19 protein-coding genes are annotated in these 18,582 nt (G+C 39.0%); 3 read left to right on the forward strand and 16 right to left on the reverse strand.

Annotated features, from left to right (window positions below; genetic code table 11):
• Positions 1 to 892: 892 nt before the first annotated feature.
• The 5 genes from SFU91_05445 to xseA form a co-directional block, all read right to left on the reverse strand.
• Positions 893 to 3,544 (reverse strand): DUF3857 domain-containing protein, encoded by a 2,652-nt coding sequence (locus tag SFU91_05445; protein MDX2128462.1) that lies wholly within the window; start codon positions 3,542 to 3,544, stop codon positions 893 to 895.
• Between the two features lie 207 nt (positions 3,545 to 3,751).
• Positions 3,752 to 5,605 (reverse strand): ABC transporter ATP-binding protein, encoded by a 1,854-nt coding sequence (locus SFU91_05450; GenBank protein MDX2128463.1) that lies wholly within the window; start codon positions 5,603 to 5,605, stop codon positions 3,752 to 3,754.
• Between the two features lie 126 nt (positions 5,606 to 5,731).
• A complete protein-coding gene (gene fabD / locus SFU91_05455; protein ID MDX2128464.1) occupies positions 5,732 to 6,655 on the reverse strand; it encodes an ACP S-malonyltransferase in 924 nt (307 codons plus the stop codon).
• A gap of 48 nt (positions 6,656 to 6,703) precedes the next feature.
• Entirely contained in the window at positions 6,704 to 7,711 is a 1,008-nt protein-coding gene (locus SFU91_05460; GenBank protein ID MDX2128465.1) for a beta-ketoacyl-ACP synthase III, read from the reverse strand.
• Positions 7,712 to 7,817: 106 nt separating this feature from the next.
• Positions 7,818 to 9,056 (reverse strand): exodeoxyribonuclease VII large subunit, encoded by a 1,239-nt coding sequence (gene xseA, locus SFU91_05465; protein ID MDX2128466.1) that lies wholly within the window; start codon positions 9,054 to 9,056, stop codon positions 7,818 to 7,820.
• 120 nt (positions 9,057 to 9,176) lie between these two features.
• Between xseA and rodA the strand changes: the two genes are divergently transcribed.
• Positions 9,177 to 10,427 carry a rod shape-determining protein RodA gene (rodA, locus tag SFU91_05470; GenBank protein MDX2128467.1) on the forward strand — a complete coding sequence of 417 codons (1,251 nt, stop codon included), beginning with the start codon at positions 9,177 to 9,179 and terminating at the stop codon, positions 10,425 to 10,427.
• 82 nt (positions 10,428 to 10,509) lie between these two features.
• On the opposite strand, the gene SFU91_05475 is transcribed toward rodA, so the two are convergent.
• A complete protein-coding gene (locus SFU91_05475) occupies positions 10,510 to 11,439 on the reverse strand; it encodes an exopolyphosphatase (protein MDX2128468.1) in 930 nt (309 codons plus the stop codon).
• 301 nt (positions 11,440 to 11,740) lie between these two features.
• Here SFU91_05475 and SFU91_05480 point away from each other — a divergent pair, with 301 nt between their 5' ends.
• On the forward strand, positions 11,741 to 12,292 hold the full coding sequence (locus SFU91_05480; GenBank protein ID MDX2128469.1) for a hypothetical protein: 552 nt from the start codon (positions 11,741 to 11,743) through the stop codon (positions 12,290 to 12,292).
• A 30-nt stretch (positions 12,293 to 12,322) separates the two neighbouring features.
• Entirely contained in the window at positions 12,323 to 13,240 is a 918-nt protein-coding gene (locus SFU91_05485) for a prohibitin family protein (GenBank protein ID MDX2128470.1), read from the forward strand.
• A gap of 61 nt (positions 13,241 to 13,301) precedes the next feature.
• Here the strand turns inward: SFU91_05485 and SFU91_05490 are convergent, their stop codons facing one another.
• The 10 genes from SFU91_05490 to SFU91_05535 form a co-directional block, all read right to left on the reverse strand.
• Positions 13,302 to 14,141, reverse strand: coding sequence for a SprT family zinc-dependent metalloprotease (locus tag SFU91_05490; GenBank protein ID MDX2128471.1), 840 nt, complete (start codon positions 14,139 to 14,141; stop codon positions 13,302 to 13,304).
• A gap of 49 nt (positions 14,142 to 14,190) precedes the next feature.
• A complete protein-coding gene (locus SFU91_05495; GenBank protein ID MDX2128472.1) occupies positions 14,191 to 14,610 on the reverse strand; it encodes an OsmC family protein in 420 nt (139 codons plus the stop codon).
• 29 nt (positions 14,611 to 14,639) lie between these two features.
• On the reverse strand, positions 14,640 to 15,041 hold the full coding sequence (locus SFU91_05500; protein ID MDX2128473.1) for a ferredoxin-thioredoxin reductase catalytic domain-containing protein: 402 nt from the start codon (positions 15,039 to 15,041) through the stop codon (positions 14,640 to 14,642).
• Positions 15,042 to 15,066: 25 nt separating this feature from the next.
• Positions 15,067 to 15,603, reverse strand: a complete 537-nt coding sequence (locus SFU91_05505) for a TlpA disulfide reductase family protein (protein ID MDX2128474.1) — start codon at positions 15,601 to 15,603, stop codon at positions 15,067 to 15,069.
• Positions 15,600 to 15,797 carry a DUF6132 family protein gene (locus tag SFU91_05510; protein ID MDX2128475.1) on the reverse strand — a complete coding sequence of 66 codons (198 nt, stop codon included), beginning with the start codon at positions 15,795 to 15,797 and terminating at the stop codon, positions 15,600 to 15,602. The genes SFU91_05505 and SFU91_05510 overlap by 4 nt, the downstream gene beginning before the upstream one ends.
• On the reverse strand, positions 15,797 to 16,168 hold the full coding sequence (gene trxA, locus SFU91_05515; protein ID MDX2128476.1) for a thioredoxin: 372 nt from the start codon (positions 16,166 to 16,168) through the stop codon (positions 15,797 to 15,799). Before trxA ends, SFU91_05510 begins: the two co-directional genes overlap by 1 nt.
• Positions 16,169 to 16,297: 129 nt before the next feature.
• Positions 16,298 to 16,555 carry a heavy metal-associated domain-containing protein gene (locus SFU91_05520; GenBank protein MDX2128477.1) on the reverse strand — a complete coding sequence of 86 codons (258 nt, stop codon included), beginning with the start codon at positions 16,553 to 16,555 and terminating at the stop codon, positions 16,298 to 16,300.
• Between the two features lie 2 nt (positions 16,556 to 16,557).
• The gene (locus tag SFU91_05525) at positions 16,558 to 16,764 is read right to left on the reverse strand and encodes a DUF2892 domain-containing protein (protein MDX2128478.1); all 207 of its coding nucleotides are present in this window, start codon (positions 16,762 to 16,764) and stop codon (positions 16,558 to 16,560) included.
• A gap of 11 nt (positions 16,765 to 16,775) precedes the next feature.
• Positions 16,776 to 17,093: a rhodanese-like domain-containing protein gene (locus SFU91_05530; protein MDX2128479.1), complete on the reverse strand. Its 318-nt coding sequence runs from the start codon at positions 17,091 to 17,093 to the stop codon at positions 16,776 to 16,778.
• Positions 17,094 to 17,117: 24 nt separating this feature from the next.
• A complete protein-coding gene (locus SFU91_05535) occupies positions 17,118 to 18,536 on the reverse strand; it encodes an MBL fold metallo-hydrolase (protein ID MDX2128480.1) in 1,419 nt (472 codons plus the stop codon).
• Between the last annotated feature and the right edge of the window lie 46 nt (positions 18,537 to 18,582).

The raw sequence follows: 18,582 nt of genomic DNA on the forward strand, positions 1-18,582 counted from the left end.
TCGACAAATTCTCAATATTTTTTATGAAAATAGTTAATTCAAACCGAAATTAATCGATGTTCGATAGACTTGTGGTCAATGATAATGTAAAAAGTAAGCAATAAGTTTGCTAAAATCGAATTTCAAAATTAACGAAACATTGAAGAAGGCGGGTCGAGTTTCAATCATAGGTGTGAAGAATTCCTCAAAGCTTAGAAGTTAGCGTTTCCAAGCCAACAAGTCAACTTGAGAAAGCTAGGAAGTCAACGCAAGAAAGCCAACATCTCATTTTGACTAAGCCAACAAGTTTTCATCGCCAAGCCATTAGGGGAAATCTTCTCCAAGCCTATAGAGGTCGTGGTTTCTTTCAATATTGAGGAAAACCGCTCGATTTATTCATTTCCAGTATCTAAATGCCGGAAATTGCATTAAGATAAGAAATTTAATTAAGATGGAAATCGAATCGTTGTAAAAATCTTCGATTATAATATTTAAAAGACAAAATCAAATAGAAAAAGAACATTACCCCGCTACGAGGTAACAAGTGGATAAATATGAAATCTCAAGCGAAAATAAAAAATAAATCACTTGAATTGAATTTTTTTATGCAAGTGAAATAAATTTATCGGATGAATATAACTTAATATAAAAGGTTAGAAACATATCATAATCAGGTTCAAAAAAAACTCCCATTAGGTGTCGATACATTACTGAAATAATATAGAATCAAAATTAACTACTTCAGTGAAGAGAAACTTATAGTGAAGGAAACGAATGCGTTGTGATTTTATGATTGAAATGAAATCGAATTCAAAAATTTGAATCTTCTGGTATCAAACTTTTCATTTGAAAATGAATACTAGATTTGACATTACTGCAATTCAGTTTCAAAAAAATAATAAAACATAAAAAATTATACTAAATTTCGATTATGGCTTTCACTAAAAAAAATAATTTGAGAAAATTTATTGGAATACAATATCAATAAAATAGAGATAAAGCATAAAAATAATTCAACAAATAGGAAATTTTGAACATTTCCTTTATCAATTTTATCAAATTCAACACTAAAGTTTAACATCAATATTGTCAGGACAGACGTTGACAATACAAGTGACCAAAAAATATAATAAATATATTTTGTAAATCGATGCCTCACTAAGAAAAAATAAATCACAAATAAAGAGAAAAAACACACAGCCAATCGCAGCAAGGCAATAATCATAATAGAAATCACTTGAAAATCTATACTACCTCGATTAAATTTATTTTGAATGGATTGAACAGATTCATCTCCAAGTCCAACAATTAAGTACGCGATATAATTTATAAAATTTAAACCGATAGCCAGCAAAGATAGAATCAAGAGTAATAAAAGTGGTGTTGAAATGCTTTTTGAATTATAATAAAGTTCTGTGGCTTTTCTTAAATCATTAATTCCATTTTTATTTTTTATAAATTCGATATGGTATTGATCAGGCTTTAAATCGTTTTTTTCTCTAATTAAATAGAAAATTAGCGATAATGCACTAAGGGGAAATATAAAAATTAATGCAAACATCAAAAACTCTTGAAATCTATTTAATCCATCTTGAGTGGAATCTGAAAATTTTATATTTCTTTGGAATTTATATGAAGTAACATTATTAATCTTCTCAACGTCCCTTCTAAACTCTAAAAATGACTCAGGCTGTACAAAGTCTGACTTGGTATGAAATTCATAAAAAATGTTCATTTTATTACCATAAAAATTCACTGATTGATTAAATAAAATATGAGGGCTATTGATTTTTATAGAATTATTTATAAAATAATAAACAGGAAAGTTAATGTTTATCGAATAAATAATTTTAGAAGGATACTCAAGTCGAAAGGGCATTTTTCTTTTTCCGCTATGAATTTTAGGGATATATGAAATCAAACTTGATGCAGCAATTTGTGCAATATCCTCATTTTCAGCATCATTAAATACACTCTCTTTATCAACTAAATAAACCTCATTAACTGTAATTATATTATCTTCTTCATTATCTGTTATCTCAACCTCGTCAATTAATTCTACTCCTTCATAGTATCTTTCATAAAAGGCTTCGTACTCCTTCTTTATTTCACTTTTTTCAAAAGATTGAAAATATCGTCTTGTATTTCTTGCATTTTGACCAAAAAACTGTGTATTGACAGCAAGATTTAGTTTATCCGGGTTATTTTCATTTAATGACCAGTTCTCTGTAACAACAACTTTAGTACCCCGAGAACCATTATCATTAATAAAAGTAAGTCCTTTAGAACTATCACCTAGAACTAATGCGTAACCATAAGGAGGATTTTCTCGATTCCAAAGTGCCCCTCTCTGTAATGTCATTGTTGCATCTATCCAATATTTTGAGCCATCAAACTCTAAAAGGCAAATTGCATGATTAAAAAGTGTTGATGAAGGCAAGTATTCATTTAACTTAATACCATTATAAGTATTCACAAAAGCTGGGTATGCTTTATGACCCAATAAATTCAACAACTCTACTAACAGTAAAGACTTATCTTTACAATCACCATATCGATTAGTTATTGTTTTCTCCGGCTCTTGCGGTTTGTGAGAATTCTCTCCAATTTCAATTCCAAGATAGCGGATATCGTCTTGAACAAATCGTATTACTTCTAAAATCTGCTTTTCAGGAGCATTAAATTTTTGTTTAATCTCATTTACTTTTTTTACTAAATTTGTGTTAGAATATGGAATACGATAAATACCGGTTGCCCAATCTAAAACATCTGACCAAGAACTGAACTCAGAAAAGTAAATATTTCCATAAGGTGTGAACCAATCTGGAGTATTTTCCTCCTCTTCAATTTGTGGAATGTTAACTCCTATCCACTCTTTTTCAAATAAATTCCCATTAAGAGAAACAGTTTCTTTATATTGTTCAGCATTTTTAATTTCATATTTTATAGCTCTATTTTTATCGTACAGAATTCTTAAATAATTCTTTATTAGAAATCTGGAAAAAGTAAGAGGGTAACTGTCTGAATATTTTCCTTTAAATATTGGATTTCTACCTTTAATCGTAAAAGAATAATCTAATATATCTCCAACTTGTATATCTTCTAAAACTGCGGATGCCGTTTTTTCGCCATCATATATATTATCACTTAAGTTTTGTTCCCTTCGAAATATCTCAATTTTTTTCTTATTATATTTATTTATTTTTTTTCCATTACGGTAAACATCAATATTATGAATTATTAGTGTTTGATATGATTCACTAAAACTAAAGCTTATTTGAGCATTATCTTTTAATGCTGTTTGTTTATTGACTTTTGAAGCGTAATGAAAGTACTCCTCTTCTGTTTCTACATTTACCTGAACATCTCTTAATAAATAAATTGTCTCGCTCTTATAGTTAGACAAATCTTCTTTAGAAAATTCAATATCTTTTACCCAAAAAGGTTTTTTATGCTGATATACTTTCCCATCTATGAATGTTTGAGAATGTAAACTTTCGCAATAAAAAAATCCTGAGATAAGCCAAAAGAGAAATTTGATTTGATAATTTTTGGTGTTATTCATAAGGAAGTTCACAAGTGCGAGTTATGAGGTTTTGATTGGCTAATATGAAAACTTCTTATTTTAATAAATTTCCTTAAAAGAAAAAAGCCTGAATTGCTTCAGGCTATCATTTTGGTTCGAAAGGAGTTCTACCAACAATCATTAGAATTTTTCATTTATGAAAGCATTCTTAAAACTCTATCATTCATAACTTACTTCAGATTAAAATCATTTTACAAGTGACTCCGCATATTGTAATTCATACAGTTTGTGGTAAAGTCCACGCTCTTTCAAAAGTTCTTGGTGATTGCCCATCTCTCGAATTTCCCCTTTATGCATCACAATGATTTTATCGGCGTGCTGTATCGTTGAAAGACGATGGGCAATAATGATTGCTGTTTTGCCTTTCATCAATTCTTCGAGCGCGTGTTCAATCATAGCTTCAGTTTCATTGTCAACACTGCTTGTTGCTTCGTCAAGCACAATAATTTTTGGATCATAAACCATCGCCCGAGCAAAAGAAATGAGTTGTCTTTGCCCTGTAGAAAGCGCACCGCCTCTCTCTTGAACATTATAATCATAACCGCCGGGCAATTGTGAAATAAATTGATGCGCTCCGATGAGTTTTGTAGCCTCAAGCATTTTTTCAACTGAAATGGAGGGATCACCTAAGGTAATATTCTCCCGAATCGTGCCTGAAAAGAGAAATACATCTTGGAGCACCACACCAAAATTTCTCCGAACATCTCGCTCTCTTAATTCCTTAAGATTGATTCCGTCGATTAAAATGTCTCCTTTTTGATACTCATAAAATTTTGAAAGGAGGCTGATGATCGTCGATTTTCCGCTGCCCGTTGCGCCAACCAGCGCAATTTTCTCTCCCGCCTTGGCTTCAAATGAAATGTTTTTCAGTACCCAATTCTCATCGATGTACGCAAACGAAACGCCTCTGAATTCAATGTTCCCTTTTACTTTTTCTAAGCTTTTCGGATGCTCGGGTTCAGGAATAAAAATCTTTTGATCTAAAAGTTGGAAGATGCGCTCTGCACTGGTAATGGCAGTTTGCATGATGTTGTATTTATCCGAGAGATCTTGGAGCGGGCGAAAGAAGAGAGCAATGTACTGAACAAATGAAATCACAATGCCCAAAGAAATCGTATGATCGATAACACGGCCACCGGCATGCCACAGGATAAGTCCTAAAGCGATAGCACTTAGCATTTCAATAGAAGGATAAAAGACCGAGTAATAAAAAACGGAGCGAATATTGGCATCGCGATGAGCACCGTTAATTTCACGATGCTTTTCATTTTCGCGATCTTCACGATTAAATAGCTGAACCGTTGCTATTCCAGTGATATGCTCTTGCAAAAATGAACTTAGGCGCGCAATTTCAGTTCGAACATCTTGATAGGCCACTCTGACTTTTTTCTTAAATATCATTGTCGCCCAAAACATGATGGGCAAAACACTCATTGTAACAAGCGTGAGTTTCCAATCCAAAATCACCATCATAATCACGATAAAGGTGAGTTGAAAAAGATCGCCAAAAAGCGAAACCAACCCGCTTGAAAGCATTTCGTTGAGCGTTTCAACATCACCCGTTGCGCGTGTCATTAAGCGGCCAATCGGGTTGCGATCAAAAAATTTTAGCGAAAGCCGTTGCAAATGCTTGAAAATATCCATTCGAATGGCCATCACCGCTTTTTGACCTAAAAGCTGCGTGAAATATGAATTGGCGAATTGTGCGATTGACTCAGCAAATATGATTCCCAATAAAACAAGAGCCATCGTCCAAAGCCCATCAATATTGCCTTTTGCGATATGCTCATCCACCGCAACTTTGGTGATATAAGGGCGAAGTGGAGAAAGCAACGACACCGTAATGGTTAAGCCAACCGTAAGAAAAAAGAGGTTTTTATTCGGAGAAACATACGCGAAAAGCCTACGCAACAAAATTCCATCAAACGCTTTTCCTGAAACTTTATCCGGTGCAGGGTTTTGATTTTGTTTTGCACCAAAATCCTGCTCCATCTTAAATCCTTTTGGATTTTCAGAGGATTTAGTTGAAGTGGGTTTCATTGATTTACTTTGACTCAGTTTAGAATCGCTGCTTGTAGAACTTTGCATTCAAAAATTATTTGTTTTAACACATAACCCTTCTGAAACACATTTTCATTTTGAAACGTGCTGAATTGAACAGTGATTTTACTGACTTGTCACTTGCCGTGCAAGCAAAGCCTCTTCATAAGTATCAACACCACTCAGCAACGCTGTTGGAGCGATTCTCTTCACAAGGCCTTGTAAGACTTTTTGCGGGCCGACCTCAACAAATTCTTTCCCACCGTGTTGAACAATATGAGCGATCGATTGCTGCCACAAAACCGGGCTGGTAAGTTGGAGCAGCAGATTTTCACGAATTACATCACCGTGGTGAGCCGGTAACGCGTTCACATTCATACAAATTGGAATTTTTGAATCCTGTATGAAAACTGAATCTAACGCAGCTTTCAATTCCGCTTCGGCTCGGTGCATCAAGGGCGAGTGGAATGCACCCGAAACGGTCAGCTCTTTGGCCAGCTTCGCCCCCATCGGCTTTGCCACTTCAAGTGCTTTTTTGATGGCATTCACCTCACCTGAAAGCACCACTTGACCCGGGCTGTTAAAATTAGCCGCTTGGATCACCCCAACTGTATTGGCTTCGGCTAAAAGTGCTTCAAGTTTTTCTTCTGAAAGACCAACAACGGCACACATCGAACCCGGCATTTTCTCTCCCGCGTCTTGCATTAATTCCCCACGCTTTTGAACCACAAGCAGAGCATCTTTAAAAGACATTGCTCCTGAAACGCAAACAGCCGTGTATTCACCCAAGCTATGACCTGCAACAACGGTGACATCACTCAAATCCACAAATTTTGAAGCAACATAACTGTGCAAAAAAATAGCAGGCTGTGTGTATTTGGTTTGTCTAAGGGTTTCTTCGTCACCATCAAACATGATGCCGGAAAGATTATACTGCAAAACATCACATGCTTCTTCAAAAATTCTGCGGGACTCTGCGTCTCGTTCAAAAAAATCTTTGCCCATCCCTTTATACTGTGAACCTTGCCCCGGAAAAATCAGCGCTTTCATGTTGGTTTTTTTGTTTGAACTTATTGTTGTTTCAATCTTATGAAAAAATTATTGCCACTTCACATAAACCCCGCCCCAAGTGTAACCGGCGCCGTAGCTAACGAAGATAAGGTTATCACCTCGCTTGAGTTTTCCCTGCTCGTCAAGTTCTGCGAGGCAAAGCGGAATGGTTGCAGCGGTAGTATTACCATACTTTTGAATGTTGATTCCCACCTTCTCAAGCCCAATACCCATTCGCTCTGCGGTGGCTGAAATAATTCGAAGATTGGCTTGATGAGGAACGAGATATGAAATGTCTTCGGCTTTCAGGTGATTGCGCTGCATCATTTCAAAGGCAGTATCAGCCATTCCCGTTACAGCAGATTTGAACACCGCTTTCCCATCTTGATAGAGGTAGTGCATTTGATTATCGATGGTTTCGTGAGACGAGGGATTTAAGCTTCCGCCCCCTTTCATATATAAATGCTCCTGTCCTGCCCCATCGGAATAAAGTCGCGCATCCAAAATACCATAGCCCTCTTCAGCCGGTTCGAGTAAAACGCCGGCAGCGCCGTCACCAAAAAGGATGCAACTATTTCGATCTTTGTAGTTGATGATTGATGACATTTTATCTCCACCTATCACTAAAACTTTTTGATGCATTCCGGATTCGATAAACTGCGCACCCACAGTAACGGCATAGGTAAACCCGGAGCAAGCGGCTGAGAGGTCAAAACCCCACGCTTTCTTTGCACCAATCATGTCTTGAACCAAGCATGCGGTAGCGGGGAAAAACATATCAGGAGTGACCGTTGCGACAATAATTAAATCAATATCCATCGGGTTCATTCCCTTCTTTTGCAAAATGCTTTTCGAAACTTCAGCGCACATATAAGCCGTGGCTTTGGTTTTATCCTTCAATATTCTGCGTTCGGAAATGCCGGTTCGGGTTAAAATCCATTCATCATTGGTATCAAGGTATGATTCAAAGAATTTGTTGTCTAAAATATCGGGAGGAAGATATTTGCCCGTAGCAGTAATCGCCGCTTTTTGACGCGACAAAGTAGTTGATGCCATTGAAAAATTGAATAATTGTAGAATAGTCTAAAATATGAAAAGAAGGGCAATTAAACTTGCTTTTTGTTCCCCGTGAAACGCGAAAATCAAGAGAATTTCGCTCAATTCAAGGCTTTTTTTTCACTTCTTGCACTTCTGAGAGAAGGGTTCCGTCACTGAGTTCAATTTCAAGAAGATCTTTTAGCGTAGCATCGTCACACTTTCGGAGAATTGTATTCTTCTTGCGAATAAGTGCGTAACCCCTTCGAAGCACTTTTTCTGGCGAAAGCGCTTCTAATTCAGAAAGGGTTGCCTTGAGCAATGCTTTTGATTCATTGAATTTATTTTGAAGTGCACGGTCGTTACTATCAATGGTATAATCAAGGGTTTGAAGCCATTTGTTTAAGTCGGTTTGAGGGCGATTAAACCCATAACTGCTCACCACGCCGATCACTTCTGAGGCGCGATGTCGCCACTCTGCTCGCAAGTGTTGGTGAGACTTAGCAAGGAGTTGAATCATTCCGCTCACAAGTTCAGATGAACTCGGAGAAAGCATTTCTGCCGCCATTGAGGGCGTTCCTGCACGAACATCTGCAACATAGTCGGCAATCGTATAATCGGTTTGATGACCCACGGCGCTGACAATGGGAAGGTTTGATTCAAAAATGGCACGAGCGACGCGCTCTTCATTAAACGCCCATAAATCCTCTAAGGAGCCGCCGCCACGCCCAACAATCAAGGCATCAGGGCGATTTTCCTTTAACCCGTTGAAGTATCGTATGGCACGAGCGATTTCATCTGCTGCTTCTTCACCCTGAACGCGAACCGGGGCAAGCACCAAATCGCAACCGGGGTAACGACGGGAAAACACATTGCAGATATCTTCAATCACGGCTCCGGTTGGTGAGGTCACTATCCCAATTCGTGAGGGCAACTGCGGGAGTGTTTTTTTTCGAGTCACATCAAATAGGCCTTCTTTTTCTAATCGTTCAAATAGCTTTTGAAATTCCCTTTGAAGAAACCCTTCGCCTACGGGTCGAAGCCCGCTGCATATCATTTGATACTTTCCGTGCGGGGCATAAATTTCAATTTTACCCGCTGCAACAACCTCAAGCCCATCTTCAAGGCTTTCTTTTATTTCTTTGGGGAGGGCCGCAAAGCCACTTCGCCACATCACCGCCGGGATTTGTGCGCCTTCATCTTTCAAGGTAAAATAGAGATGACCCGATGACGCAAGTTTAAAATTTGAAATTTCGCCGCGAACTCGAACACTTGAATAATTTGCCTCCAAGAGCTCTTTCATGCTCATTGTCAGTTCGGTGACCGAAAGAGATTCAGGGCTGTTTTTTTTCGAAATTGACGCCATTGATTTGGAAAATGCTGAAGTTGTATGACGATGAAAATCATAAAAAAATGTAGATTCATTGCCTCAAAACAAATTAAGATAAGTTGATTTCACTTGTTATAAGAAATAAACCGATAAGAAATGGACTTTCTTTCTGATTTTTTTCGAAGACTTTCGCAAAGACTTGATTTCATCGTTTTAGTTTCCGCTATTGTGCTCATTTCATTTGGCTTACTTGCCGTTTATAGTGCAAGCAACGGCGTTGGAACCATAACGATTTTCAAAAGACAAATGATGTGGGTTGGGTTCGGGACTTTAGCAATCTTCATTATGTATTTCCTTCCATATCGGCTCTTTCAGGATTGGGCTTATTTGGTTTACGGTCTTTCACTTGTAGGATTGCTCGTTGTTTTGATTTTAGGGCGAAAAATTGCAGGCTCTGTTAGTTGGGTTTCGATTGGTATAGGAAACTTTCAACCCTCTGAACTAACGAAATTCACCACGATTGCTGCTTTGGCAAAATTTCTCTCTCACCGCGATACCGATATCACTCGCCCGAAAGATTTTATCATTGCAATGGTTATCGTTTTTCTTCCCGTTTCACTTATCATGCTTCAACCTGATACGGGAACAGCACTCACCTATCTAACTTTTATTGTTCCGCTCATTGTGCTTGCGGGATTTGACTTTTACTACATCATGATTTTGGCTGTGCCCGCGATTTTAACCCTCGTTGGTTTCGTGAATTTTTGGGGAGCGATTGTGATTGCAATCGCGATTTTGTTGGTTCTTTTATCTCTTAGAAGGAATATTGTGCTTTCAACCCTTTCGCCACTTTTAGGATTGGGGGCCAGTTTTGCCGCCAATTATATGGCCAATCGCGTTTTAAAGCCACACCAATTAAAGCGAATTCAAACCTTTCTTGACCCACTCTCAGACCCTCAAGGCGCCGGATATAATGCCTTGCAAGCAAAAGTTGCAATTGGTAGTGGTGGATTCTTTGGGAAAGGATTTTTGGAAGGAACTCAAACGCAATTGAAATTTATTCCTGCACAATGGACTGATTTTATTTTTTGTGTTATTGGCGAAGAACTCGGTTTTTTGGGGGCATCGGTTCTTCTTCTTACCTATATGCTGCTCTTGATGCGGGTGGTTCGAATCACACAGTTGATTAAAAATCGATTTTCAATTATGGTTCTCGCGGGAATTGTCTCATTATTTTTAGGGCATATCATCGTCAATGTTGGAATGACAATTGGTCTCGTGCCGGTGATTGGAATTCCGCTTCCGTTTTTGTCTTACGGCGGGTCTTCTCTCTTTGCAAATATGATTGCGATTGGACTGATATTGAATATTTATAAAAACAGACGAGATTTATCTTTTTCCGCATAAGGTATGCTTTGTTTAAAATAGAAAAGCGGGTCATTTACCCGCCTTTCTATTGATTTGAAATTCAACTGAAAACAGTGAAAGATTATCCGTCTGCCTTCATCTTCGCCACGATTTCGCTAAGTTTGGAATCAACTTCAGAATAAGGAAGTTGGCAAGTGCCTGCACCGCGATGTCCACCGCCGCCATATTTGGCCATTAATGCCCCAACATCTGTTTTTGATGTGCGGTTAAAGATACTGTGTCCTAACGCCAATGAGCAGAATTCACCTTTTCTTCCATCCATTACTCGAACTGAAATGTTGGTTTTAGGGAAAAGAGTGTAAATAAGGAATCGATTTCCGATTGGTGTTTCTACGCCACGAAAATCTGTAATCACAACATTGCCTTCAACTCTGGAGTGTTTTTCAAGCTCGGTTCTGAAATTCTTTTCGTCTTGTGTATAACGATCAACACGGCTTTTGACATCAGGAAGGGCAAGAAGTGCTTCAGGATTGTGAAGATATTCGGGAATCCAATCAATCAATTTAAACATCAATTCTCGGTTTGAAACGGCATAGTCATGCTGTTTTCCTAAGCCGGTACGTGGATCCATTAAGTAAGAAAGTAAAATCCATCCTTTCGGTGTCAGCACATCTTCGGGCGTAAGATTCGCGGAATCGGCTTTATCGACATCCACCAAAATTTTATCATACTTCTTGAATTTTTCTGCATGACCTTGCTGCACATAATAATTGTAAACAACGCGAGCAGCCGAGGGAGCAACTTCATAACGCCCTTTGAAACTCACTTCTTCAAGATCGAAGCGGCTGCTTTCGCTTGAGTGATGATCAAACCATAGACCCGCATTGGAGTTAAATGGAAGATTGGTGATTACATCTTTTTCAGTGACGGTTACTTTTCCATCCTGCATGTCTTTAGGGTGATGAAATTCGACTGAATCAAGTTGAATCACTTCTTTAAGTAAAACGGCACACATTAAGCCGTCAAAGTCTGAACGGGTCAAAAGTCTCATGTTGTATCTCCGATTAGGTTTATTAAAAAAAGCAGGGTAATCCTTGCTCGGCTTAGGCAGCAATAATATCACAACCCGCAAAGAGTCACACTATACGATAAATTACAATCTCTTTCTGATAGCGGCAAATCGTAATTTATTCTACAAGCTCTTTCACTAAAGAACTTTTACATCAATAAATCTACACTTTCATTAACTTTATACAAGAAGCCTTTGTTGTTGGATAGAGAACTTTTTCAAAGGCGATGTTCCGTACTACGATTTATGCACTTTTGCGCTAGACCAAAACCGAGGAGACATTATGTCTAATTCTAACATGTTTGCAGAGCAAGCAGCAAATAACAGCCCAAAGCTTTGGGTTACGGTATCATTTTTTTGGGGTACTGTTTTTTATATTACTTCAATTTATGCCCTAAGTTTACTTCCGTCCTACTTTTCATTTATGCCGGTTTTTGAACCATCATTCATTGAATCCTTAAAAGCCTATCCAATCTATGCGGTTTTTCTTTTCGCCGTTGCCTTCGGTGGTTATGGATTTAATCGGCTATATGACCCAACTGGTGAAAAAAGAAAGAAAAGGCAAGATAAGGTTTCAAAGGGTACAACGGAAACCATCTTTGTTTCATTAGCCGGAAGTATCGCCACAAGTTTCTTTTTTACTTTTCTTGTTGCGCTTGCATTCATCATAAGCAATTCATTTTTCGAAATGAATTTTAACTTTACTTTTCAACAGGTTTTTTTTGCTTCATTGGGTAATATAGCCGCGGGTTTAATTGGCTCGCTTCTTGTTGGGGTTGTATTTCTTGTCCTTAAATTGATGGGTAAATTTCCATCTTCTCAATTTTCTTCTTAAAATATTTAATCAAATCGCAGTTCGTATAAAATGGGTTACGCATTATTTTTTGGGATTATCGCATTAATTATTGGCTTTTTAGGTAGTGGCTTTAATCCGGGGTTTCAACGGTATTCGACCGTTTTCAAGTTTGCAGGTTTTGTGCTTGTGGCACTTTCGATAGTACTTTCTTCGTTTATCATTATTTCGCCAACAACAGCGGGTGTTCAAGTTTTTTTGGGGCGAATCAAAGAAACGGTTCTAACTGAAGGACCGAATTTTGTGGTGCCTTTCACAAAGATTGATGAATTCGATTTAAAGACACGCAAAATTACCTTTTCTTCGAGTGAAAATGATGAAAATGGAAATAACGGTGGTGCCATTGAAGTACTCTCTAAAGATGGGCTTTCTGTGTTGATAGATTTAACACTCAACTACAAGCTCGACCCGTCTCAAGTTGTAAAAATTCGTAAAGAGCTCGGCGCCGGTGCCGCTTATGTGGATGTTATTGTTACACCAACGGCTCGCACGCGAATTCGGGAAAATGCTGCCAATTATTTTGCCGTTGAGTTATACTCCGATAAGCGTGAGATTTTTCAATCGACCATCTTCGAAGGGATTCGCAAAGACTTTGAACGACGCGGCATTATTTTGGAAGAGCTCCTCGTACGAAATATTTCTTTACCTCGATCTGTGAGAGAAGCAATTGAAGCGAAAATCAATGCGGAGCAAGATGCTCAAAAAATGCAATTTGTTTTACAACGCGAGCAGCAGGAGGCCGAGCGTAAACGTGTAGAAGCGCAAGGGATTGCCGACTATCAACGCATTATTAGCAGCACCTTAAATGATCGTCAATTGCAATATGAACAAATTAAAGCGATGCAAGAGCTTGTGAAATCGCCGAATTCTAAAGTGATTTTTATGGGCGGTAAAACCAGCGGCGCATCAGTTCTGATTGGAGATAAGTAGGGTATTGTTTCTTCATAGGATAGCCTCCGATTTCGGGGGCTTTTTTATTTTAACTCCCATTTTATAACTCAAGTTCTTTTCCTTCAAACCTTAGCCATTTTCTTCTTCGTTGATAATCTGGAAGGATTTTTTCTACTTCCGCCCAAAAAGCCTTTGAATGATTGGCTTGCCGGAGATGCGCAAGTTCATGAACAACGATATAATCTAAAAGAGAAATCGGTAACATTGCCACGCGCAAGTTGTAGCGAATGGACCGGATATGAGGCGAGCAACTTCCCCACCGTGATTTCTGATCACCAATGGTAACCTTTGAAAAGTAAAGATTCATTTTTGCCGCAAAATCTTTGGTTCGCTTCGCTAAAATCTTTGCTGCTTTTGTAGCAAGCCATTCCTTAAGGCTTTGTTTGATTCTTCTTACCCTTACTTCTTTTGTCAGACCCGACTTGACTGAAACCACCAACCTTTTTCCTTTAATGGCGGTTACCGCTTTATCGTTTGGGATTATTTTTTCATCACGTTCTACCACGGTTAGGATGTAGTCGATTCCAAGAAATGAAATTGTATTCTCATAGTCAAAGTCAGTGACTTTAGACCTATATGTTCGGGAAGCCACTTTTTTCCAACTGCTCTGAAGCCATTCAAAGCGAGCCCGAAGCATCGCTTCAATTTCATTGTTAGTCGCTTGAATTGGCGCTTGAACTGAAACGGCATAGGGCTTTTCGACTCTGAAATTGACGGTGCGCTGCCTTTTTGGAGAAAAATTGACATAGACACCAATAGAAATGCCACCTTGCTTGTAAACAAAGGTGGCATCTTGGTGAAATTGAATTTCAGAGAAATTTTCTGTGTCAAAAAGCGACAGTTGTGAATGCGGAATGAACAAGTGACTAACGGTATTCATAAAAGTTGGTTCTCTCAAAAATTAATGAAGAACCTTAAATGAAACAAGCCTATCCTCGTTTTACTTCAGATTCATAACTGACTTCGCAGCCTGCTTTTTTAAGTGTACCCGAAACGCTGCAATACTTGGTCATTGAAAGTTCAACGGCGCGTTCTAAATCGGCAAGTTCGGCGTCAGGGCTGGTGAGGATATACCGAAGTTTGATCTTCGTAAATACTTTCGGATGTTCCTCCGATCGCTCGGCTTCGGATTCGATTTTTAAATCAGTGATGTGCTTTCGCTTTTTTTCAATAATTGAAATCACATCCACCATCGAACAAGCCGCGGCAGCTTGAAGAAAGATTTCCATTGGCGTGGCGATATTGCCGCTTCCGCCGTGGTCGGGTGCAGGTTCAAAGAGGGTTTCGTTTCCACTTTCATTGACACCGCGCATTGGATATTTGCCGTTAAAAGATACAGTGGCTTTCATTGTGATTGTGATTTGATTAATTAAATAGTTTAGTGAACGGGATGTTTGACTTTGGTTGCTTCACGTCCTTTTTCGGGTATTGGGTCTTTAATAAATCCATACACCTGTCGCCCTTCATGATCTTCGGGCAAATACTCCGTAATCGGAAGCCCATCTTGATTGACAAATAAAAGACAGTGGCAATATTTATAGAGTTTCATTTCATTGCAGGCGCAAATCCACTCACGCTTTTCGGCTTCTGCCTTTTTATCGGGGTAGAAATTACACGGGCATAGCGGCTTGCCGAGTTCATCGACATGCTGGGCTAATCCGTTCACGACAACTTCTGTGATGGATTTATCTGGGTGTGGAAAAGTGCCTGACTTTGCCCAATAATGTTCGACATATTTCCACATTTTTTTGAGCGATGTCTCGCTGGGTTGAACTGCCATAAAAATTTTAGGAATTCGATTAGTGTCAATTCGAAATTGATTGTTGAATCATTGTTTCCAACTCATCTTTGGTTGCAGTTCCGATGCGAACCTCAATAATTTTACCGGTTTTATTGATGACAAAAGATGTGGGTATTCCCCGCATGCCGCCTTTAAGCAATCGGCTGTAGTTCTGCCCGATTCCATTATCCATCGCAATGGGATAGTTTATCCCATCTTGCTGAATGTAATAATTAACTTTTTCTTCGGTGTCATTGACTGCAAGCCCAATAAAGGTAAAATCGTTCTGATACTTTTTCTGCAGTTCAATCATTGCCGGAATTTCAGCTTTGCAAGGCCCGCACCACGTTGCCCAAAAGTTGACGATAACCCCTTTACCTTTGAGGGCATCAAGATCGATTGATTCCCCATTCACACCGACAAGGTGAAACCGCGGTGCTTCACCAAACGACCCTGATTCTGGGGATGGGGAAGACATTGAGCCAAGAATGAGTTTTGAAACTAAAAGGCCAAGAATAACCGCAATGCCAAGCGGTAAAATCCACGATGTAATTTTTTTCATGATTGTATCGTTTTTGATTCCCATCCAAATAAAGCACCCATCGTAGCGCCATATCCGGTGCTTATAAACGGGTCGCTCGTAATTGGGCATGTACCGCTTACGCAACCGATAAAGTAATAGCACGCAAAGCACGCACTTGCTCCAAGCAAACTGAAACCAATCAACTTCCAATATTTCATTGCAAAAGTGAACATTATCCTAAAATGATTTTTCTCTCCAATAATTCCTTTTCGATGATTTCCTTCAACGCATTTTTTGGCAAAGCGCCGGCTGCCATTTTCGGTTGACCGTTCATCGGCACAAATAGAAGTGAAGGAATCGAGCGGATGCCGAACATTGCGGCAAGATCTTGCTCCGATTCCGTATCAACTTTATAGACATTGATTTGATCTTTGTACTCTTCCGAAAGCTCTTCGAGCACCGGCGCAATCATGCGGCAAGGGCCACACCACGCTGCCCAAAAATCAATGAGGCAAGGTTTATCGCCTTCAAATTTCCATTCTTGATTGGCTTCAAAGTTGAAGACTTTTGATTTGAAGGAGTCTAATGTCAATGCTGTTGTCATAAATCTAAATTTTAAATTAAAACACAAAGGTAATGAACTTAAACCACTCGGAAATTTTGATTAGCACAATGAAAACTAAAAGCGTTGAAATGATAGAATTTCATCCGATGGTTTTTGAAAAGCCAAAGTTTATTCGACTTTGCCTAAGGCACAACTGACATAAGACTTAGCTTTGTGCAACAAGTCGTTATGGCCTTTTTCGGGGTAACCGAGTTTACGTAAGAGATAAATAACTTCGTCTCTCTTGAACTCACCCTCAACTTTAACTTCATCGCGCTCCTGATCAATTTCTACTCCTGAAACGCCACTCAATCTGAGTAAGGAACGGCGGATAGTATTCATACACCCGCCGCATTTGATATTTTCAACTGCAATTACTTCGCTCATTGTTACTTCTCTTCTTTATTCGTTGAAATATTGAATGGAATGTAAAGAGGGCAACTCCCCATCAAGCTTGTTGCAATGAAAACTCCTGCAAATACAAGCAAAATGATAGCTGCAGTACCAGTTATTGTCCCTGCGAAATACAAGGCAATTACAACGAGGGCAAGCGCAACACGTGCCACTTTATCAATTAAACCCATATTCTTTGGCATACTTTTGATATTTAATTTTGAACAAATTGATTGACATTTTGCCAAGTGCCGCCGTTGATTACATTATTAAAACCGTTTTGCTCTAAAAACGACTTGGCTTGACCGCTACGATTTCCACTTCTACAAAAAACCACGATTTGATTTTTTTCCTTGAACTTCTTCAAATTGCTCGGCAATGTATCCAACGGAATATTGACTGAGCCTTTGACATGACCTTCTGAAAACTCAGCAGGTGTACGCACATCAACCAAAAATGCGCCGCTTTTTACCGCTGTTTCAAGTGCTGTATTGTTTGATTCACCAACTAAGTTTTTGAAAAAATCGAACATTGTTCTCTCCTTCGATTGATTGATTTATGAAAGTTTAACTTTGCTTTGACACACATAATCGGTTCGTTTCACGGCGGTTTTTGCAATTGCATTAAATCCACCTTCAACCTCCGAAAAATTACGATAGCCACGAGAAAGCAAGATTGAAGCTGCAATCATGCTTCGATACCCGCCGGCACAATGAATGTAGAAATGTTCATTGGGCTGAATATCTTTAACCCAATTATTAATGTATGCTAAAGGTCTGCTGTAAGCCTCACTAACATGCTCTGCAGCATATTCGCTTTCTCTTCGAATGTCCAAAACTTTTGACTCACCTTCTTTGAATTCACGTGAAAATTGCTCAGCACTGATTCGGTGAACTTCATCGAATTCTTTCTCTGCTTCTTTCCACGCAACAATACCGCCCTTTAAGTGACCAATGATGTTATCAAATCCGACACGCGCAAGTCTTGTTGCAACTTCGCTTTCTCTCCCGGGCTCCGTAATGAGCAAAAGCGGCAATTTCACATCCACCAGCATTGTACCTACCCACGGAGCGAAATCGCCATCAATCCCAATATTGATGGAGCGAGGAACAAACCCTTTTGAAAATTCACTCGAGTGCCGTGTATCTAATATCAACGCTTGAAGCGACTCAGCCGCAACTTCAAATTCATTGGGTGTTAAAGCCTTTTCTGCATACGAAATCACACTTTCTATCGAAGCATATCCTTCTTTATTCATCTTTACATTAAACCCGAAGTATTGTGGTGGCGGAAGCAACCCTGCCGTGACTTCTTCAATAAATTCCTTTTCAGTCATGCTGCTTCGCAAAGCATAATTTGTATTCTTTTGAATTCTAATCGTTGAAACCGTTTCGTTGCTCATATTTTTTCCGCATGCACTTCCCGCACCGTGACCGGGATAAACCGTAACATCATCATTCAAAGTCATTAGTTTGGTTCGAAGCGAATGAAAAAGATGCGCGGCAAGTTGCTCTTGGGTAAGCCCTGTGGCTTTTTGAGCAAGATCGGGCCTACCAACATCACCAATAAAAAGTGTATCTCCAGTAAACACTGCTTTCTCTTGACCTTGCTCATCCAAAAGCAAATAGCAAGAGCTTTCCATCGTATGACCCGGTGTGTGTAATACTTTTAATCGAATGTTACCTAATTCGAAAAGTTCACCGTCGGTTGCGCTAACGCAATTGTAACCGCAAGAAGCGTTAGGACCGTAGATGATTTTTGCACCGGTTTTATTTGCAAGATCAACATGACCAGAGACGAAATCCGCATGAAAATGCGTCTCAAAAATATATTTCAATGTCACGCCATCTTTTTGCAATCGTTCAAGGTAAGGAGCCGGGTCGCGAAGCGGATCAATAATAGCTGCTTCATTGCCACTCACAATATAGTAGGCCCCTTGTGCCAAGCATCCGGTGTAAATCTGCTCTATTTTCATAGTTTTGAAATTTATGTTTCCTATTTCTTGACACAATATTACGGCT

It is taken from the genome of Chloroherpetonaceae bacterium (genome assembly GCA_033763895.1).
Classification (GTDB): domain Bacteria; phylum Bacteroidota; class Chlorobiia; order Chlorobiales; family Thermochlorobacteraceae; genus JANRJQ01.